Annotated in this window: 16 protein-coding genes; 12 read left to right on the top strand and 4 right to left on the bottom strand. The window is 67.5% G+C overall.

The genetic code is table 11. The features are described from left to right. Positions 1 to 17 precede the first annotated feature (17 nt). The gene (locus WS95_RS11015) at positions 18 to 566 is read left to right on the top strand and encodes a peroxiredoxin (protein WP_034207560.1); all 549 of its coding nucleotides are present in this window, start codon (positions 18 to 20) and stop codon (positions 564 to 566) included. Between the two features lie 76 nt (positions 567 to 642). Beyond that, positions 643 to 1170 (top strand): carboxymuconolactone decarboxylase family protein, encoded by a 528-nt coding sequence (locus WS95_RS11010; protein ID WP_006478562.1) that lies wholly within the window; start codon positions 643 to 645, stop codon positions 1168 to 1170. A 112-nt stretch (positions 1171 to 1282) separates the two neighbouring features. On the opposite strand, the gene ispF is transcribed toward WS95_RS11010, so the two are convergent. Then, positions 1283 to 1765, bottom strand: a complete 483-nt coding sequence (ispF, locus tag WS95_RS11005) for a 2-C-methyl-D-erythritol 2,4-cyclodiphosphate synthase (RefSeq protein ID WP_059823805.1) — start codon at positions 1763 to 1765, stop codon at positions 1283 to 1285. A 29-nt stretch (positions 1766 to 1794) separates the two neighbouring features. Further along, positions 1795 to 2505: a 2-C-methyl-D-erythritol 4-phosphate cytidylyltransferase gene (ispD, locus tag WS95_RS11000; RefSeq protein ID WP_059780915.1), complete on the bottom strand. Its 711-nt coding sequence runs from the start codon at positions 2503 to 2505 to the stop codon at positions 1795 to 1797. Between the two features lie 107 nt (positions 2506 to 2612). Here ispD and mfd point away from each other — a divergent pair, with 107 nt between their 5' ends. From mfd to WS95_RS10980, 4 genes are all read left to right on the top strand, one after another. Continuing rightward, positions 2613 to 6083, top strand: a complete 3471-nt coding sequence (mfd, locus tag WS95_RS10995) for a transcription-repair coupling factor (protein ID WP_059823803.1) — start codon at positions 2613 to 2615, stop codon at positions 6081 to 6083. Between the two features lie 104 nt (positions 6084 to 6187). After that, positions 6188 to 7408 (top strand): acetylornithine deacetylase, encoded by a 1221-nt coding sequence (argE, locus tag WS95_RS10990; RefSeq protein WP_034207564.1) that lies wholly within the window; start codon positions 6188 to 6190, stop codon positions 7406 to 7408. A 60-nt stretch (positions 7409 to 7468) separates the two neighbouring features. Continuing rightward, positions 7469 to 8488, top strand: coding sequence for a threonine/serine dehydratase (locus WS95_RS10985; RefSeq protein WP_034207565.1), 1020 nt, complete (start codon positions 7469 to 7471; stop codon positions 8486 to 8488). Positions 8489 to 8633: 145 nt separating this feature from the next. Beyond that, positions 8634 to 9068: a DUF3574 domain-containing protein gene (locus WS95_RS10980; RefSeq protein WP_034207566.1), complete on the top strand. Its 435-nt coding sequence runs from the start codon at positions 8634 to 8636 to the stop codon at positions 9066 to 9068. An 82-nt stretch (positions 9069 to 9150) separates the two neighbouring features. On the opposite strand, the gene WS95_RS10975 is transcribed toward WS95_RS10980, so the two are convergent. Then, entirely contained in the window at positions 9151 to 11670 is a 2520-nt protein-coding gene (locus WS95_RS10975) for a penicillin-binding protein 1A (protein WP_059823876.1), read from the bottom strand. Between the two features lie 443 nt (positions 11671 to 12113). On the opposite strand from WS95_RS10975, the gene WS95_RS10970 reads away from it, so the two are divergent. The 4 genes from WS95_RS10970 (at position 12114) to WS95_RS10955 (ending at position 15509) form a co-directional block, all read left to right on the top strand. After that, entirely contained in the window at positions 12114 to 12794 is a 681-nt protein-coding gene (locus WS95_RS10970) for a PspA/IM30 family protein (protein ID WP_034207567.1), read from the top strand. A gap of 89 nt (positions 12795 to 12883) precedes the next feature. Next, positions 12884 to 14062 carry a tetratricopeptide repeat protein gene (locus WS95_RS10965; protein ID WP_059823801.1) on the top strand — a complete coding sequence of 393 codons (1179 nt, stop codon included), beginning with the start codon at positions 12884 to 12886 and terminating at the stop codon, positions 14060 to 14062. Between the two features lie 235 nt (positions 14063 to 14297). Then, positions 14298 to 14729 carry a large conductance mechanosensitive channel protein MscL gene (gene mscL, locus WS95_RS10960; RefSeq protein ID WP_034207569.1) on the top strand — a complete coding sequence of 144 codons (432 nt, stop codon included), beginning with the start codon at positions 14298 to 14300 and terminating at the stop codon, positions 14727 to 14729. Positions 14730 to 15062: 333 nt separating this feature from the next. After that, positions 15063 to 15509 carry a hypothetical protein gene (locus WS95_RS10955; protein ID WP_179949053.1) on the top strand — a complete coding sequence of 149 codons (447 nt, stop codon included), beginning with the start codon at positions 15063 to 15065 and terminating at the stop codon, positions 15507 to 15509. A gap of 66 nt (positions 15510 to 15575) precedes the next feature. Here the strand turns inward: WS95_RS10955 and WS95_RS10950 are convergent, their stop codons facing one another. Continuing rightward, on the bottom strand, positions 15576 to 16469 hold the full coding sequence (locus tag WS95_RS10950) for an NAD(P)-dependent oxidoreductase (RefSeq protein ID WP_034207571.1): 894 nt from the start codon (positions 16467 to 16469) through the stop codon (positions 15576 to 15578). A gap of 146 nt (positions 16470 to 16615) precedes the next feature. Between WS95_RS10950 and WS95_RS10945 the strand changes: the two genes are divergently transcribed. Together WS95_RS10945 and WS95_RS10940 are read left to right on the top strand one after the other, a co-directional pair. Further along, positions 16616 to 16825 carry a dodecin gene (locus WS95_RS10945; RefSeq protein ID WP_006493215.1) on the top strand — a complete coding sequence of 70 codons (210 nt, stop codon included), beginning with the start codon at positions 16616 to 16618 and terminating at the stop codon, positions 16823 to 16825. Between the two features lie 219 nt (positions 16826 to 17044). Further along, on the top strand, positions 17045 to 17974 hold the full coding sequence (locus tag WS95_RS10940) for a LysR substrate-binding domain-containing protein (RefSeq protein WP_006762467.1): 930 nt from the start codon (positions 17045 to 17047) through the stop codon (positions 17972 to 17974). Positions 17975 to 18009 lie beyond the last annotated feature (35 nt).

The raw sequence follows: 18009 nt of genomic DNA, 5'->3' as shown, positions 1-18009 counted from the left end.
CACACAGGAGTATCCGCATGAAAACCGTGGGCGATAAACTCGAAGCTTTCACCGTCGTAGCCGCGAAGCCGGGCTTCAACAATCACGAGGAAAACGGCCAGTCGGCGTTCGAGACCATCACCGAAGCGTCGTTCCCGGGCAAGTGGAAGATCATCTACTTCTATCCGAAGGATTTCACGTTCGTGTGCCCGACGGAAATCGTCGAGTTCGCGAAGCTCACGAAGCAGTTCGAAGAGCGCGACGCCGTCCTGCTCGGCGGCAGCTCGGACAACGAATTCGTCAAGCTCGCATGGCGCCGTGAGCACAAGGACCTCGACAAGCTGAACCACTACTCGTTCGGCGACGTCAAGGGCGAACTGATCGACCAGCTCGGCGTGCGCGACAAGGAAGCCGGCGTGGCCCTGCGTGCAACGTTCATCGTCGATCCGGACAACACGATCCAGCACGTTTCGGTGAACAACCTGAACGTCGGCCGCAGCCCGGAAGAAGTCCTGCGCATTCTGGACGGCCTGCAAACGGACGAACTGTGCCCGTGCAACCGTGCAGTCGGCGGCGCAACGCTGTAAGCGCATCGATGCACGAAGCCCGCGGCGCACGTCCTGCCTGCGGGCTTTTTTAACGGCCAACCCATAGGAGATATCAATGGAATTCATCGACTCGATTAAGGCACGCATCCCCGACTACGCGAAGGACATTCGCCTGAACCTCGACGGCACGATCTCGCGCTCGTCGCTCGAAGGCACCGACGCGGTCGGCGTGGCGCTGGCGGCGGCCATCGCGGCGAAGAGCACGGTGCTCGTCAAGACGATCCGCGAAGCCGGCGTGCTGTCGCCCGAGGAGACGAACGCCGTGCTGACGGCGGCCGCGCTGATGGGGATGAACAACACCTGGTATCCGTACGTCGAGATGGCCGACGACGCCGACCTGAAGACGCAGCGCGCCGAATTGCGGATGGGCGCGTATGCGACGCACGGCGGCGTCGACAAGCGCAAGTTCGAGATGTACGCGCTCGCCGCGTCGATCGTCGGCAAGTGCCACTTCTGCGTGAAGTCGCACTATGCGCTGCTGAAGAACGAGCAAGGGATGACCGTCACGCAACTGCGCGACGTCGGCCGCATCGCGTCGGTGATCAACGCCGCCGCGCAGGTGATCGCCGCCGAAGGCGAGTAAGCCGCGCCGCCCCACTCGGGGCCGGCTCCGCATGAAAAAAATGCCACGCGCTTGCGTGGCATTTTTGCTTTCCGGCGGGACGCCGCGCGGGCGCCGCCGCCCGGTCGCGGTTTCAGCCCTGCTTCACCAGCAGTGCTGCGGCCTGTGCCTCGATCCCCTCGCCGCGGCCGAGATAGCCGAGCTTCTCGTTGGTCTTCGCCTTCACGTTCACGCGCTCGAGCGGCAGCCCGAGATCGGCCGCGATGTTCGCGCGCATCCCGTCGATGTGCGGCGCGAGCTTGGGCGCCTGCGCGATCACCGTGCTGTCGACGTTCTGGATCGCGAGCCCGGCCGCCTTCACGCGGGAGACGCACTCGCGCAGCAGCACGCGACTGTCCGCGCCCTTGAATGCCGCGTCCGTGTCGGAGAAATGACGGCCGATGTCGCCGAGCGCCGCCGCGCCGAACAGCGCGTCGGTGATCGCGTGCAGCAGCACGTCCGCGTCCGAGTGGCCGAGCAGACCGCGCTCGTACGGAATCGTCACGCCGCCGATGATGAGCGGGCGTCCCGGGACGAGCTGATGCACGTCGTAGCCTTGTCCGATTCTGAAATCCATGCGTAATCCGGTTTGAGATGAGGGAAAAGTCAGGAAGCGTTCGCGGCCCGCGCGAGAATCGCTTCCGCGAGCGCGAAATCTTCCGGGTACGTGACCTTGAAATTGCGCAGGCTGCCCTGCACGACGCGCGGCGTATGGCCGGCCCATTCGATCGCGCTCGCTTCGTCGGTCAGGTCGTGCCCTTCGCGCTGCGCGCGCAGGATCGCGTCGCGCAGCATGCCGATGCGGAACATCTGCGGGGTCTGCGCCTGCCACAGCGCGTCGCGCGACTCCGTGCGCGCGATCGCGTCGCCGCCGGCCGGCACGCGCTTGAGCGTGTCGGCCACCGGCAGCGCGACGATGCCGCCGACCGGGTCGTCCTTCAGCGTCGCGACGAGCGTGCGGATCAGCGCCGGCGTGATGCCCGGGCGCGCGGCGTCGTGCACGAGCACCCAGTCATGGTCGGTCGCGCCGAATTCGGCCAGTTCCAGCAGCCCGTTGAGCACCGACGCCTGCCGCGAGCCGCCGCCGCAGCGGCGCACCGCGAAGCGCAGGCCCGCGAAGCGGCGTGCGTCGAAATGGGAATCGTCGGGCGCGAGCACGACGAGCGTCTGCGAGAACTCGCTGCACGCGTCGAACGCGGCGAGCGTGTAGTGCAGCAGCGCGCGGCCGGCCAGCGTGCGATATTGCTTCGGCACGGCCGAGCCGGAACGGCTGCCCGTGCCGGCACAGGGAATCAGGGCGAAAAGTCGGGGAGTCACGAAGGCAAACGCCGGAAAGATGAAATCGAGAAGCGGATTTTATAATAGGTCTTTCGTCTCGACCGGCGCACTGCGCTGCGCCCGTGCACGCCACCCCTGTCGTCCCTATGCCAGATAACGCTTCCACCCCGTCCGCTTCACCCATTGCCCGCGTCAAGCCCGGCCAGCGTTTCGCCTTCGACGGCGCGCACGGCTCCGCCGACGCGCTCGCCATCGCCCGTTATCTCGCCGACAACCGTCCGGACGTGCCGCTGCTCGCGGTGATCTGCGCGAACGCGGTCGACGCGCAGCGGCTGTCGCAGGAAATCCCCTACTTCTCGCCCGATGCGCGCGTGCGCCTGCTGCCCGATTGGGAAACGCTGCCGTACGACACCTTCTCCCCGCACCAGGACCTCGTGTCGGAGCGGCTCGCGACGCTGCACGACCTCGGCGAGGGCCGCTGCGACATCCTGCTCGTGCCCGCCACGACCGCGCTGTACCGGATGCCGCCGGCGTCGTTCATGGCCGCGTACACGTTCGCGTTCGCGCAGGGCGAGCGGCTCGACGAGGCGAAGCTGAAGGCCCAGCTCACGCTGGCCGGCTACGAGCACGTGAGCCAGGTCGTGCGCCCCGGCGAATACTGCGTGCGCGGCTCGCTGATCGACCTGTACCCGATGGGTTCGCCGCTGCCGTACCGGATCGACCTGTTCGACGACCAGGTCGATTCGATCCGCGCGTTCGATCCCGACACGCAGCGCAGCCTCTACCCGGTGCGCGACGTGCGCCTGCTGCCCGGCCGCGAGTTCCCGTTCGACGAAGCCGCGCGCACGGCCTTCCGCAGCCGCTGGCGCGAAACCTTCGAAGGCGACCCGAGCCGCGCGCCGATCTACAAGGACATCGGCAACGGCGTGCCGTCGGCCGGCATCGAGTATTACCTGCCGCTGTTCTTCGACGAGACGGCCACGCTGTTCCACTATCTGCCGCAGGACGCGCATCTCGTGTTCGCCGGCGATCTGGACGCATCGATCCGCCGCTTCACGGCCGATACGAAGCAGCGTCACGCGTTCCTCGCGCACGATCGCGAGCGGCCGATCCTCGAGCCGCAGCGGCTGTTCCTGTCCGACGAGGATTTCTTCGCGTTCGCGAAGCCGTTCGCGCGCGTCGTGCTGCCCGCGCAGCCGGCCGGCGGCTGGGCGACCGCGCTGCCCGAGCTCACCGTCGACCGCCATGCCGACGATCCGCTCGCCTCGCTGCGCAGGTTCGTCGAATCGTCGGGCAAGCGCGTGCTGCTGACGGTCGAATCGGCCGGCCGCCGCGAGACGATCCTGCAACTGCTCGCCGAGCATCACCTGCGCCCCGCGTCGAACGACCACTTCGCGGGCTGGCTCGCGAGCGACGAACGCTTCGCGCTCGGCGTCGCGCCGCTCGCGACCGGCTTCGCGGTGCCGGGCGAAGGCTATGCGATCGTCACCGAGACCGAGCTGTACGGCGCGCTCGGCCGCCGCGCGGGCCGCCGCCGGCAGGAACAGGCGAGCAACGTCGACGCGATGGTGCGCGACCTGTCGGAGCTGAAGGTCGGCGACCCGGTCGTCCACGCGCAGCACGGCATCGGCCGCTACATGGGCCTCGTGTCGATGGATCTCGGCGAAGGCGAGACCGAATTCCTGCATCTCGAATACTCGGGCGACAGCAAGCTCTACGTGCCCGTCGCGCAACTGCACGTGATCTCGCGCTACAGCGGCGCCGATCCCGACAGCGCGCCGCTGCACGCGCTCGGCTCCGGCCAGTGGGAGCGCGCGAAACGCAAGGCCGCGCAGCAGATCCGCGATACGGCCGCCGAGCTGCTGAACCTGTACGCGCGCCGCGCGGCCCGCGAAGGCCACGCGTTCTCGCTCGATCCGCGCGACTACGTGAAATTCGCGGAAAGCTTCGGCTTCGAGGAAACCCCCGACCAGGCCGCGGCGATCGCGGCCGTGATCGGCGACATGACGAGCGGCAAGCCGATGGATCGCCTCGTGTGCGGCGACGTCGGCTTCGGCAAGACCGAGGTCGCGCTGCGTGCGGCGTTCATCGCGGTGCTGGGCGGCAAGCAGGTCGCGCTGCTGTCGCCGACCACGCTGCTCGCCGAGCAGCACACGCAGACCTTCGCCGACCGTTTCGCGGACTGGCCGGTGCGGATCGTCGAGCTGTCGCGCTTCAAGACCGCGAAGGAAGTGAACGCGGCGATCGCGCAGATCAACGAAGGCAGCGTCGACATCGTGATCGGCACGCACAAGCTGCTGTCGTCGGACGTGCAGTTCAAGCGCCTCGGCCTCGTGATCATCGACGAGGAACACCGCTTCGGCGTGCGCCAGAAGGAAGCGCTGAAGGCGCTGCGCGCGGAGGTCGACGTGCTGACGCTCACCGCGACGCCGATTCCGCGCACGCTCGGGATGGCGCTCGAAGGGCTGCGCGATTTCTCGGTGATCGCGACCGCGCCGCAGAAGCGGCTCGCGATCAAGACTTTCGTGCGGCGCGAGGAAGAAAGCGTGATCCGCGAGGCGATGCTGCGCGAGCTGAAGCGCGGCGGTCAGGTGTACTTCCTGCACAACGAAGTCGAGACGATCGAGAACCGCAAGGCGATGCTCGAGGCGCTCGTGCCCGAGGCGCGCATCGTGATCGCGCACGGCCAGATGCACGAACGCGAACTCGAACGCGTGATGCGCGACTTCGTCGCGCAACGCGCGAACGTGCTGCTGTGCACGACCATCATCGAGACCGGCATCGACGTGCCGAGCGCGAACACGATCATCATGCACCGCGCGGACAAGTTCGGCCTCGCGCAGCTTCACCAGCTGCGCGGCCGCGTCGGCCGCTCGCACCACCAGGCGTATGCGTATCTGCTGGTCCACGATCCGCAGTCGCTGACCAAGCAGGCGCAGCGCCGGCTGGAAGCGATCCAGCAGATGGAGGAGCTGGGCTCGGGCTTCTATCTCGCGATGCACGACCTCGAGATCCGCGGCACCGGCGAAGTGCTCGGCGACAAGCAGTCGGGCGAAATCCACGAGATCGGCTTCCAGCTCTATACGGACATGCTGAACGACGCGGTGAAGGCGCTGAAGAACGGCAAGGAGCCCGACCTCACCGCCCCGCTCGCCGCGACGACCGAAATCAACCTGCATGCGCCCGCGATCCTGCCGGCCGACTACTGCGCGGACGTACAGGAGCGGCTGTCGCTGTACAAGCGGCTCGCGAACTGCGAGCACGGCGACGCGATCGACGGCATCCAGGAGGAACTGATCGACCGCTTCGGCAAGCTGCCGCCGCAGGCACACGCGCTCGTCGAGACGCACCGGCTGCGGATCGCCGCGAAGCCGCTCGGCATCGTGAAGATCGACGCGAGCGAGGCCGCGATCGGTCTGCAGTTCGAGCCGAACCCGCCGATCGACCCGATGCGGATCATCGAGATGGTGCAGAAGCATCGCCACATCAAGCTCGCGGGACAGGACAAGCTGCGCATCGAGACGCGCTCGCCCGACCTCGCGATCCGCGTGTCGACGATCAAGGAAACGCTGCGCGCGCTCGGCCCGAAACAGGGGGCGGCCGTCGCGGCGCGTTGACGCGATCCTGACGGGCGCGACGTTGCTGCACCGCATCGCGCCCGACGAAGGCGGGCCGGCGCGTTTTTGAGTATGATTTCCCATTCATCAGACGGAGTTTTGCCATGTCCACTCTCGACGCGACCGCACCGTCCGCCGCAACCGAAGGCGACGCATCGCTCGTCAGCCTGCCCTGGGTCAAGCAGCTCGTGTCGATGGACACGACGAGCCGCGTGCCGAACCTCGGCCTGATCGAAACGGTGCGCGACGCGCTCGCCGCGAAGGGCATCGCGTCGACGATCACGCACGATCCGCGCGAAGGCTGGGCAAACCTGTTTGCCACCGTGCCCGCGCACGACGGCTCGACCAACGGCGGCATCGTGCTGTCGGGCCACACCGACGTCGTGCCGGTCGACGGCCAGCAATGGGACAGCAACCCGTTCGCGCCGGAAATCCGCGACGGCCGCCTGTACGGCCGCGGCACCTGCGACATGAAAGGCTTCATCGGCGCGGCGCTCGCGCTGCTGCCCGAGATGCAGGCGACGAAGCTCGCGAAGCCGATCCATTTCGCGCTGTCGTACGACGAGGAAATCGGCTGTGCGGGCGCGCCGCTGATGATCGCCGATCTGGTGAAGCGCGGCGTGCAGCCGTCCGGCTGCATCGTCGGCGAGCCGACCAGCATGCGGCCGATCATCGCGCACAAGGGCATCAACGCATACCGCTGCTGCGTGCGCGGCCATGCCGCGCATTCGTCGCTGACGCCGAAGGGGCTCAACGCGATCGAGTATGCGGCGCGCCTCATCTGCCACATCCGCGACATCGCCGAGCGCTTTCGCACCGAAGGCCCGTTCGACGAACTGTACGACGTGCCGTTCACCACCGCGCAGACGAGCACGATCCAGGGCGGCAACGCGATCAACACGGTGCCGGCCGAGTGCCGCTTCGACTTCGAATTCCGCAACCTGCCGACGCTCGACCCCGAGCAGATCTTCACGCGCATCCAAGCGTATGCGCAGGAAACGCTGTTGCCGCAGATGCTGCGCGAACATCCGAACGCCGCGATCGAGTTCTCGAAGATCGCCGCGGCGCCCGGCCTCGACGCGACCGAACAGGCCGCGATCACGCAGCTCGTGCGCGCGCTGACGGCCGACCAGGACAAGCGCAAGGTCGCGTACGGCACCGAGGCCGGCCTGTTCGAGCGCGCGGGCATCCCGAGCGTCGTGTGCGGGCCCGGCAACATCGAGCAGGCGCACAAGCCGAACGAATATGTCGAGCTCGCGCAGCTCGCCGGCTGCGAGCAGTTCCTGCGCAAGTTCATCCGCAGCATGTCGGTCGACGCGCACTGACTGCCTCCCGCCACGCCGGCCCGCGTGCGCGGGCCGGTCCACTCCGCCCCCCGCCACGTCATGTCGACTGAACAGCAAGGCACCGCCCATACGACGATCGACGGCGAGCCGATTCCGACGCTCGACGAAATCGCCGCGCAGCATTTCGCGTTGTCGCCGTGGGTCGCGCGCACGCCCGTGTTCGAGCGCGCCGACCTGCCGTCCCTCGAAGGCACGCACGTCAACTTCAAGTTCGAGCTGCTGCAGGCGAGCGGCAGCTTCAAGGCGCGCGGCGCGTTCACGCACCTGCTCGCGCTCGACGAAGGCCGCAAGAACGCCGGCGTCACCTGCGTGTCGGCCGGCAATCATGCGGCGGCCGTCGCGTATGCGGCGATGCGGCTCGGCAGCAGCGCGAAGGTCGTGATGTTCCATACCGCGAGCCCGACGCGCATCGCGCAATGCAAGCAGTACCGCGCGGAAGTCGTGCTGACGGGCAGCGCGTCGCAGGCGTTCGATCTCGTGCGGCGCATCGAGGCCGAGGAAGGCCGCTTCTTCATTCATCCGTTCAACGGCTATCACACGATCCTCGGCACCGCGACGCTCGGCTACGAATGGGCGACGCAGACGCCGGACCTCGACGCGGTGATCGTGCCGATCGGCGGCGGCGGCCTCGCGGCCGGCATGGCGACCGCGCTGCGACTCGCGAATCCGCGCGTGCGCGTGTACGGCGTCGAGCCGGAAGGCGCCGACGCGATGAGCCGCAGCTTCGCGGCCAATCACACGATCAAGATGAGCGCGATGCAGACGATTGCCGATTCGCTGATGGCGCCGCATACCGAGGAATACAGCTACCAGTTGTGCCGGCGCCACCTCGAGCGCATCGTCACCGTATCCGACGACGCGCTGCGCGCCGCGATGCTGTTCCTGTTCTCGCACCTGAAACTGTCGGTCGAGCCGGCCTGCGCGGCCGCCCTCGCCGCGCTGCTCGGCCCGCTGCGCGAAACGCTGCAGGGCAAGCGCGTCGGCGTGCTGCTGTCGGGCACGAATACCGACCCCGCCACGCTCGGCATGCATCTCGCGCACGCGCAACTGCAGCACTGATCGCGCCGCGCGCCTGCGCAGGCCAACCGAGGGTTATCCCCAGATTATGTTGACAGCCCTGTTGATAACCCGCCGGACACACACGCAAGTGGTTGAGCGTGCAGCGTTTTGCGCGCGCGAAGGTCGATCGTCACGAAATGGGCAGATGCGGCGGCTGGCCGCATGCGCGGCGGCACTCGCACTGCTCGCCGGTTGCGCGGCGCCGCCCTCGTTCACCTCCAGCGCACCACCCGCGTCCTGCACGCCACCGGGCGAAAGCCGCATGCTGCAGGCCGATCTGCTGTTCGGGCGCGACATCGCGGGGCGCGGCCCCGTCACCGATGCCGAACGCGCGGCGTTCCTCGCCGACACGGTCACGCCGCGCTTCCCCGACGGTCTCACCTACTGGGACACGCACGGCCAATGGCGCGATCGTGCGACCGGCGGGGTCACGCACGAAGACAGCTTCGTCATCCGTATCATCGCCGACGATACGCCGGACACGCGCACGCGGCTCGCCGCGATCCGGCAAGCGTACGCCCGGCGATTTCACCAGCAATCGGTCGGCATGACCGTCGTGCCGGCCTGCGCGTCGTTCTGATGCACCGTCTTCCGCCGCCGGCCGCGTAAAAAAACCGGGCGCCCGAAGGCGCCCGTCGCATGGGTGAAGAACAACGTACCGCTCACTTGTTCTCGAACATGTCCATGATCTGCTGTTTCTCCTGCGGCGTGACGGGCGGCGGCGCCAGCCCGGCCGCGCCGGCCGAGCCGAGTGCGTCGTTCGCGCCGATCGCGTTCTCGGCCGGGTTGATGTCGACGTTCGCGACGAAGCCGTTACCCGGCGTGCGATCGGCGTAGTACAGCTCGCCGTCGATCGTGGTCAGGCCGTCCGGCATCGGCATCTGCTGCTCGGGCACGCCGTTCAGCGCGGTGCGCATGTAGTTCACCCAGATCGGCAACGCGAGCTGCGCGCCGAATTCGCGGCTACCGAGGCTCTTCGGCTGGTCGAAGCCCATCCACGCGACCGCGACGAGCGACTGCTGATAGCCGGCGAACCAGCCGTCCTTCGCGTCGTTCGTGGTACCCGTCTTGCCCTGCAGGTCGTTGCGGCCCAGCGCGTTGGTGCCCGCGCCCGTGCCGGCCGTCGCGACCGAATGCAGCAGGCTGTTCATCACGTACGCGTTGCGGCCTTCGATCGTGCGCGGCGCCGTGCCGCCCGCGACCACCGGCTGCGACTTCTGCAACGGCTGGCCGCGCGCGTCGTCGACTTCGGCGATCAGGTACGGATCGACCTTGTAACCGCCGTTCGCGAACACCGCGTAGCCGGTCGCGAGCTGCAGCGGCGTCACGAGGCCCGCGCCGAGCGCCATCGGCAGGTAAGGCGGCGTCTTCGCCGGATCGAAGCCGAAGCGCTGCGTCACGTACTGCTGCGCATACTGCGTGCCGATCGACGCGAGAATCCGGATCGATACCAGGTTCTTCGAACGCTGCAGGCCGGTGCGCATCGTCATCGGGCCGTCGGGCTGGTCGTCGTCCTTCGGCTCCCATGCGGTGCCGCCCGGCACGCTCGGCGGGAAGTACAGCGGCGCGTCGTTGATCATCGTCGCCGGCCCGAGCCCCTTGTCGAGCGACGCCGAATAGATGAACGGCTTGAACGACGAGCCCGGCTGCCGCCATGCCTGCGTCACGTGGTTGAACTTGCTCTTGTTGAAGTCGAAGCCGCCGACGAGCGAGCGGATCGCGCCGTCCTGCGGCGCGATCGCGACGAGCGCACCTTCGACCTGCGGCAACTGCACGACCTGCCAGCCCGTCTTGCCGTCCTTCAGCACGCGCACGACCGAGCCCGGCTTGATGCGCAGCGTGTTGTTCGCGCGAGGCCCGAGCGCGGCCGATACGAAGCGCAGCCCGGCCGGGCCGATCGTCGTGGTCGCCCCGCCGACGAACTGCACCTCGACCGCGTTCGGCGAGGCAGACAGCACGACCGCCGACTGCAGGTCGCCGTTGTCCGGGTGATCGGCGAGCGCGTCGTCGATCGCCTCGTCGCGCTCGTCGCCGGCCGGCGGCAGGTTGATCGACGCTTCCGGGCCGCGATAGCCGTGACGGCGCTCGTAGTCGAGAATGCCGCGACGCACGGCCTGATACGCGGCCTCCTGGTCGGCCGAGTTGATCGTCGTCGTGACGGTCAGCCCGCGCGTGTAGGTTTCGTCCTTGTATTGCTCGTACATCATCTGCCGCACCATCTCGGCGACGTACTCGCCGTGCACCGCGTACTGGTTGCCCGGCGTGCGCACGTGGATCTCTTCCTTGATCGCTGCGTCGTACTGCGGTTGCGTGATGTAGCCGATGTCGAGCATGCGCTTCAGGATGTATTCCTGACGCACCTTCGCGCGCTTCGGATTGACGACCGGGTTGTACGCGGACGGCGCCTTCGGCAGCCCCGCGAGCATCGCCGCTTCCGCGAGCGTGATGTCCTTCAGGTCCTTGCCGAAATACACGCGCGCCGCGGCCGCGAAGCCGTACGAACGCTGGCCGAGATAGATCTGGTTCATGTACAGCTCGAGAATCTGGTCCTTCGTCAGGGCCTTCTCGATCTTGTACGCGAGCAGCATCTCGTAGATCTTGCGCGTGTAGGTCTTCTCGCTCGACAGGAAGAAGTTGCGCGCGACCTGCATCGTGATCGTGCTCGCGCCCTGGCGCGCGCCGCCGTGCATCAGGTCGGCCACGCCCGCGCGCAGGATGCCGAGGAAGTCGACGCCGCCGTGCTCGTAGAAGCGGTAGTCCTCGATCGCGAGCACGGCCTTCTTCATCACGTCGGGAATGTCCTGGAAGCGCACGAGGCTGCGGCGCTCCTCGCCGAACTCGCCGATCAGCACGTGATCGGCGGTGAACACGCGCAGCGGCACCTTCGGCTGGTAGTTGGTCAGCGCATCGAGCGACGGCAGTTGCGGCGCCATCACGACCAGCGCGTAGCCGACGATCAGCGCGCCGACGACCGCCAGTGTCGCGAACAGGCCGACGAACCACAACGCGACGCGCGAGCCGAACGTGCGGCGGCGCCCTCCGTCACCTCCGCTGCGCGGCTGCGCACGGCGGCCGTCGTCGCGATCGTCGTCGGGGTAATAGGCTCCGGACGGCGAACGGCGCAGCGTGTAGTGGGGTTCGTTCCTGTCGGAAGAAGAAGGCGGTCGTTTGATAATTGGCATGTCGGAATGGCGGGCGTACATCGCGCCCTCGGACGCATGCGGAAATGCAAGCGGATGAATCGGAGTGGGTGCATCGAGATGCGGCTGTCACGTCGACAGACCCCGCCGCGCGGCGATCCGTTCCCGCGACGTGACAGCGCATTTTAATGAAATCGACCGGAGGCCTTCGCGATTTTTTGTAAAAATTCCCGCAATGCCGTGATTTCCGGAACGTATTGTCGCCATCCTCGGCCTATGATGGACACGCGATACGGCACGCGCGGGCGATTTTCTTTCAGAGGCGAAAGGTTCGACGTCCTGATGCGCGAGCCGCTTGAACTCGCGCGTTTAAGCCGTATTTAAGTGAACCGGTGGTGTAATATCCGCCGGCTCACGCGGGCCGGAACCGGCTCGCGGCGGGCACTGCCGCGGTCACGCGGCGCCTTTCAACCACGGAGGATTTCATGTCGCTTTTCGACTCTATTTCGCGCACGATCAAAGGCCTGCTGAACGACGCGGCCGATTCGGTACAGGATCCGTCGCGCGACGCACGGCAGATCGTGCGGGAGCTCGACGACAGCATCGGCCGTGCCGAGAATTCGCTGATCGAGATCGAGGCACAGGTCGCGACCCAACGCAGCAAGCGCGATGCGGCCGACGACAAGGTGAAGAAGTACGAGGACGGCGCGAAGCGCGCGCTGCAGGGCGGCGACGAAGCGCTCGCCCGCGAGGCGCTCGCCGCGCAGGCGAACGCGGAAGCCGAGCGCGATGCGCTCGCGGCCGAGCTGACGACGCTCGAGCCGTCGGTCGAGAAGCTGAAGGGGCAGATCGCCGACATGCGTCAGCGCCGCAACGACCTGAATGCGCGCTCGAACATCCTGCAGGCCAAGCAGGAAATCGCGCAGGCGAAGGACGTGGCCGCCAGCGCGCTGGGCGGCATCGGCGGCAAGAACCTGTCCGAGGACTTCCAGAAGCTCGAGGACAAGGTCGCGCTGCAGAACGCACGCTCGGACGCGCGCCTGAATTCGGCCGACACGTCGAGCGGCAAGGCGCTCGACGACAAGCTCGCCGCGTTGAACAAGGGCCCGTCGGTCGAGGATCGCCTCGCCGCGCTGAAGAAGCAGCTCGATACGCCCGCGCAGTAACCACCGCGCGGGCAACCGCGCCGCGCCCCGGCCCGGGTGCGCGGCGCGCACCGATCGTCAGGAGACGGGCGCCTGCGCCCGGTTCGACCATGAAGAAATCCCTCGCCGCCCTCGGCCTCTCGCTGATGTTGCTGTCGTCCGCCGCGTTTGCGGTCCCGTCGTTGCAGCAGGTCGAGCAATCGATCGCGCAGCGCGACTGGCAACGCGCCGACACGCAGCTGTCGCAAGTCATCGACGCCCATCCGAACAACGCGCACGCGCGCTACCTGTATGCGCAGGTGCTGGACCGCGAAGGTCGCGCGTCCGACGCGCTCGCGCAACTGCAACGCGCGAAATCGCTCGATCCGCAACTGCGCTTCACCGACGCGTCGCGTTTCGCGCAGACGGAGTCGCGCATTCGCGCCGACGCCGCGCGCGTGAGCGGCAACACGCCGTCGGCCACGCAAGCCGGCACGCTGCAGCCGGGGCTCGCTCCCGCCGTCGCACCGGCCGACAAGCACGGCCCGTCGACCGGCATGTGGATCGGCCTCGGGCTGATCGTCGCCGTGATCGCGCTGGTGCTGCGCTGGACGCTGCGGCGCGCACGCACGGCCGACGACGGCCGCGCCGACGACGAACGCCGCACGCAGCTCAAGCGCGCGACCGACGTGCTCAACGACATCCGGCCGCTGAAGCTCGATGCGAAACTGTCGACGGCGCCCGGCGCCGCGGCGCTGACCGGCGAACTCGAAGCGATCGAGAACGACGCGCGCACGCTCGTCGAGACGCTGTCGAACGGCAAGAATCCGGTGCCGCCGTATCGCGTCGACGAACTCGAACAGCGTCACGCCAGCGTGAAGGCGCGCGTCGAAGGCCGCCCCGACCCGGCCGCGCAGCCCGCGGCGCCGGCGAACGGCAGCGGCTCCGTGTACGCGCAGGAAGCCGACCGCATGACGAGCGCGCAGGGCCAGCCGTATCAGCAACAGCCCTACCCGCCGCAGCAACCGTATCCGCAACAGCAGCCGCCCGTCGTGATCCAGCAAGGCGGCGGGTTCGGCGGCGGAATGGGTGGGCTGCTGACCGGCGTGCTGCTCGGCGAAGCGATGTCCGGCGGCCGCGATCGCGTGGTCGAGCGCGACGTGATCGTCGACGGCGAGCATCGCCGGCACGAAGCCGACCCGGGCTTCGATCTCGGCCGCGGCGACGATTCGAACTGGAGCGACGGCAGCGGCGGCGGCGGGATGGACCTCGGCAGCAACGACGACGGCTGGACCGACGACAACACCTGAGCACGCGCGCACCGGGCGACGACGTGCGTGTCGACACCCGGCACGCACGCCGGGCCCGCTGCATGACCGGCCGCGCCGACGCGCGGATTTGTCAATCATTTCAAGATGGACTACCGGCAATGGGGCACGTTCGCTATCATGCGGCCATCGGCGTGCCACCGACCCTCATTCGACGCAAAGCAATCCAGCGCGTCGCGGCACGCCTCCCTCGCCCCCAACCAGGAGAAAGCCGCTCATGAGCATCATCAAGGAATTCAAGGAGTTCGCCGTCAAGGGCAACGTGATGGATCTCGCCGTCGGCGTGATCATCGGCGGCGCGTTCTCGAAGATCGTCGACTCGGTCGTGAAGGACCTCATCATGCCGGTCATCGGCGTGCTGACCGGCGGCCTGGATTTCTCGAACAAGTTCGTTCTGCTCGGCACCATCCCGCCGTCGTTCAAGGGTAATCCCGATTCGTTCAAGGACCTGCAGGCCGCGGGCGTCGCCGCGTTCGGCTACGGCTCGTTCATTACCGTGGCGATCAATTTCGTGATCCTTGCGTTCATCATTTTCCTGATGGTGAAATTCATCAACAAACTGCGCAAGCCGGAAGAAGCCGCGCCGGCCGCGACGCCGGAAGACACCGTGCTGCTGCGCGAGATCCGCGATTCGCTCAAGCAGCGCTGATCGCCACGCGCTCCGCCCGCCAGGCCCGCCTCGTGCGGGCCTTTTTATTGCGCGCACGATGCACCGCCGCATGCGGCCTATCTCATTTTTTTGTGACGCGCGAATGCACGCGCGGGAAAAGCAGGTCTATGATGGAGACTAAACGACAGTACGGGCGCCAAGACGCTGGCTGTGTCGATCATGGCGAGCAGGTCGACGGGAGACATTGATCGTCGTACTGCACGAATGCAGCATTTTCGTGTGCTATAAAGGATCGACATGCGGCGTACATAGCCGGGAGTGGGTCGCATGAAAGTGCCGCATTTCTTGCAATTGTTTTTGAGGCGAGTGTTTATGTCCTTCCCGAAAAAACGTCGGCGTGTGCAACAGGATGGCCAGGAGTCATTCCTCGCGGTCTTGCGCCACTCGAAACCGTTTGCCCAGCTCGACACCAAGATTGCTCGCGCCCGCGCGCAGGACGAACCCGTCCTCTATGCGCACGTGCTGCCCGGCCTCGACGTGCTCCTGTGCAGCGTACGCGGCGCGCAGCCGCCCTATCCGGCCATCGCCGAGCTGCGCAAGCGCTGCATCGAATCGATCGCCAACGCGCTCGAGCAGCCGCTCGACGGCCTCGAGAACGGCGGATACTGGTACGAAGCGAACGGCTTCGGCTTCCTCGTCTTCGCGAGCCGTGCGCGTGCGCGCATCCTGCCCGAGTTTGGTGCAGGCACGAAAGCCAGCCTGCGCGGCGGCCTCGGCCGCCAGAACGCGGGCGACACGACACCCCGCTCGCTCGGCTGATCCGCCGGTCATTCGATGGGCCGCCTCCGGGCGGCCCATCTGCCATTCACGCGCCCCGCTTGCGGCTCACGACGCCTGCCGACGGCCGGGGTTCGGTCGCACGATGTCGATGAACGCGGCGAAATCGGCGCCGGCAAGCCCCTGCGCGGCGCCGAGCCTCAGCACCTGCTGCACGGTGGCCGACACGGGCATCACCGCGCCCGTGTCGCGCGCGGCGTCCGCGATGGCATCGACATCCTTCTGAAACGTACTCAGCGCGCCGATCGGCGGATGGCCGCCCGACGTCATGCGCGGCACGAACGTCTGCAGCAGCACCGAATCGGCCCAGCCGCCGGCCAGCGCCTCGGCCAGACGCGCGGCGTCGATGCCGCTCGCCTGCGCCAGGCCGACCGCCTCGGCGATCGCGGTGACCGTCGCGGTGACGATCGCCTGGTTGCACAGCTTCGCCGTCTGGCCGGCGCCCGCGTCGCCCATGTGCGTGATGCGCGACGCGTACGTATCGATCAGCGGGCGCACCGCGTCGAGATCGGCCGCGCGGCCGCCGGCCATCACCGCGAGCGTGCCGGCCTGCGCGCCCGGCACGCCGCCGGACACCGGCGCATCGACCCAGCCGACCTCGAGTGCGGCCGCGCGCGCCGCGTAGTCGCGCGTGGCGGCCGGCGGAATGCTTGAATGATCGACGATGCGCTGCAGGCGGCGCGCGCTCGCGTCACCGGAAAGCAGCCCGTGCTCGCCGAACACGACGTCGCCGACCGCCCGGCCGTCGAGGACGCACACGAATACCGTCTCGACGCGCTCGGCCAGCTCGCGCGGCGTGCCGACCACCTGCGCACCGTCCTTCACCAGCGCATCGGCCTTGTCGCGCGAGCGATTCCACACGCCGACGCGATGCCCGGCCGCCAGCAGATGCCGAATCATCGGCGCGCCCATCAATCCCGGTCCGCAAAATCCGACTTCCACGATGTTCCTCGTCTCCGATATGGGTTGCACTTGCCGCCCATCATACCTATCACTCAAGAAGCCGGGCACGGATGGGACCGTTGCGGAACCGTAGCGGGACCGCGCCTTGCACCGGCCCACCATACGAACGTCCCAGGGAGCGCATCATGAGCGACCACGTGTACAAGATGATCGAGCTGACCGGTTCATCGCGGCAATCGAGCGACGACGCGATCCGCAACGCGATCTCGAAAGCCGGCAAGACGTTGCACAACCTGCACTGGTTCCAGGTGACCGAAACGCGCGGCCACATCGAAGGCGACCAGGTCGTGCACTGGCAGGTCACGCTGAAGGTCGGCATGCGCATCGACGACTGACGCACCCGCCGCCTCCCCTCGCGCCACGCGCCGGATCCGCGCAGTTCGGGTCCGCGCGGCGCCGCGCGCCCCGCCTTCGCCCCCGTTCAGGTCCCTCGTCGCGGCCTGGCCGGCGGGCATCCGCGGGTATCCATCTCTTGACGCTGATTTTCGTTCATATTAAAAACGATATACCCAACCACCCCCTCGATCAGCCCAGCCATATAAACCGGAGATAACATGAGTCAGCAACGCGAGGCGATCGACACGTACCTCTTGCGCGTCTTGCACACCTTGTTGATGGAGCGCAGCGTCACGCGCGCGGCCGTCAAACTGAACCAGTCGCAACCGGCGATCAGCGCCGCGCTGCGGCGCCTGCGCGACATCACCGGCGATCCGCTGCTGGTGCGCGGCAAATCCGGCATGGTGCCGACCGAATACGGGCTGCGCCTGCTCGAGCCCGTGCAGAACGCACTGCGTGAAATCGAGCGCATCAAGTTCCAGCAGCACAATTTCGACCCGGCCACGTCGATCCGCTGCTACCGGATCGGCTGCCCCGACTACCTGAACGTGCTGTTCGTGCCGACGGTCGTCGAACGCTTCCGTCAGGCCGCGCCGAACGCGACGCTCGAGTTCCACTCGCTCGGCCCCGCGTTCGACTACGAGCTCGCGCTGGAGGACGGCAAGCTCGACATCGTCGTCGGCAACTGGCCCGAGCCGCCCGAGCAACTGCACCTGTCGAATCTGTTCGTCGACGAAATCGTCTGCCTGATGAGCAACACGCACCCGTTCGCCAAGCGCGGCGGGCTCACGCTCGACCAGTACCTGAACGCACCGCATCTCGCGCCGACGCCGTATTCGGTCGGCCAGCGCGGCGCGATCGACGTGCATCTCGCGCGCGAGCGGCTCAAGCGTCATGTGGTCGTCACGCTGCCGTACTTCAACCTCGCGCCTTACGTGCTCGTGAAGTCGGACCTGATCTTCACGACCACGCGGCTGTTCGCCGATCACTACGCGAAGTTCCTGCCGCTGTCGGTCGTGCCCGCACCGCTCGACTTCCCGCCGATGCAGTACTACCAGCTGTGGCACGAGCGCTGCCATTACTCCGACGAAGTGCGCTGGCTGCGCAGCCTCGTCGCCGAAGCCACCCGCACGCTGATCGAGGCGTAATCGCAGACGGCGCGCAGCGCGCGCCGGTCGTGCCG

This window comes from Burkholderia sp. MSMB1826, assembly GCF_001526325.1.
Classification (GTDB): Bacteria; Pseudomonadota; Gammaproteobacteria; order Burkholderiales; family Burkholderiaceae; genus Burkholderia.
This window is presented reverse-complemented; position numbering and strand designations above follow the sequence as displayed.

Bases quoted from the DNA above. Each gene is read 5' to 3' on its own strand.
- WS95_RS10970 (WP_034207567.1), top strand. From the start codon at position 12,114: ATGTCGCTTTTCGACTCTATTTCGCGCACGATCAAAGGCCTGCTGAAC.
- mscL (WP_034207569.1), top strand. From the start codon at position 14,298: ATGAGCATCATCAAGGAATTCAAGGAGTTCGCCGTCAAGGGCAACGTG.
- WS95_RS11010 (WP_006478562.1), top strand. From the start codon at position 643: ATGGAATTCATCGACTCGATTAAGGCACGCATCCCCGACTACGCGAAG.
- ispF (WP_059823805.1), bottom strand. From the start codon at position 1,765: ATGGATTTCAGAATCGGACAAGGCTACGACGTGCATCAGCTCGTCCCG.
- mfd (WP_059823803.1), top strand. From the start codon at position 2,613: ATGCCAGATAACGCTTCCACCCCGTCCGCTTCACCCATTGCCCGCGTC.
- WS95_RS10975 (WP_059823876.1), bottom strand. From the start codon at position 11,670: ATGCCAATTATCAAACGACCGCCTTCTTCTTCCGACAGGAACGAACCC.
- argE (WP_034207564.1), top strand. From the start codon at position 6,188: ATGTCCACTCTCGACGCGACCGCACCGTCCGCCGCAACCGAAGGCGAC.
- WS95_RS10980 (WP_034207566.1), top strand. From the start codon at position 8,634: ATGCGGCGGCTGGCCGCATGCGCGGCGGCACTCGCACTGCTCGCCGGT.
- WS95_RS10965 (WP_059823801.1), top strand. From the start codon at position 12,884: ATGAAGAAATCCCTCGCCGCCCTCGGCCTCTCGCTGATGTTGCTGTCG.
- WS95_RS11015 (WP_034207560.1), top strand. From the start codon at position 18: ATGAAAACCGTGGGCGATAAACTCGAAGCTTTCACCGTCGTAGCCGCG.
- WS95_RS10955 (WP_179949053.1), top strand. From the start codon at position 15,063: ATGTCCTTCCCGAAAAAACGTCGGCGTGTGCAACAGGATGGCCAGGAG.
- WS95_RS10940 (WP_006762467.1), top strand. From the start codon at position 17,045: ATGAGTCAGCAACGCGAGGCGATCGACACGTACCTCTTGCGCGTCTTG.
- WS95_RS10985 (WP_034207565.1), top strand. From the start codon at position 7,469: ATGTCGACTGAACAGCAAGGCACCGCCCATACGACGATCGACGGCGAG.
- WS95_RS10945 (WP_006493215.1), top strand. From the start codon at position 16,616: ATGAGCGACCACGTGTACAAGATGATCGAGCTGACCGGTTCATCGCGG.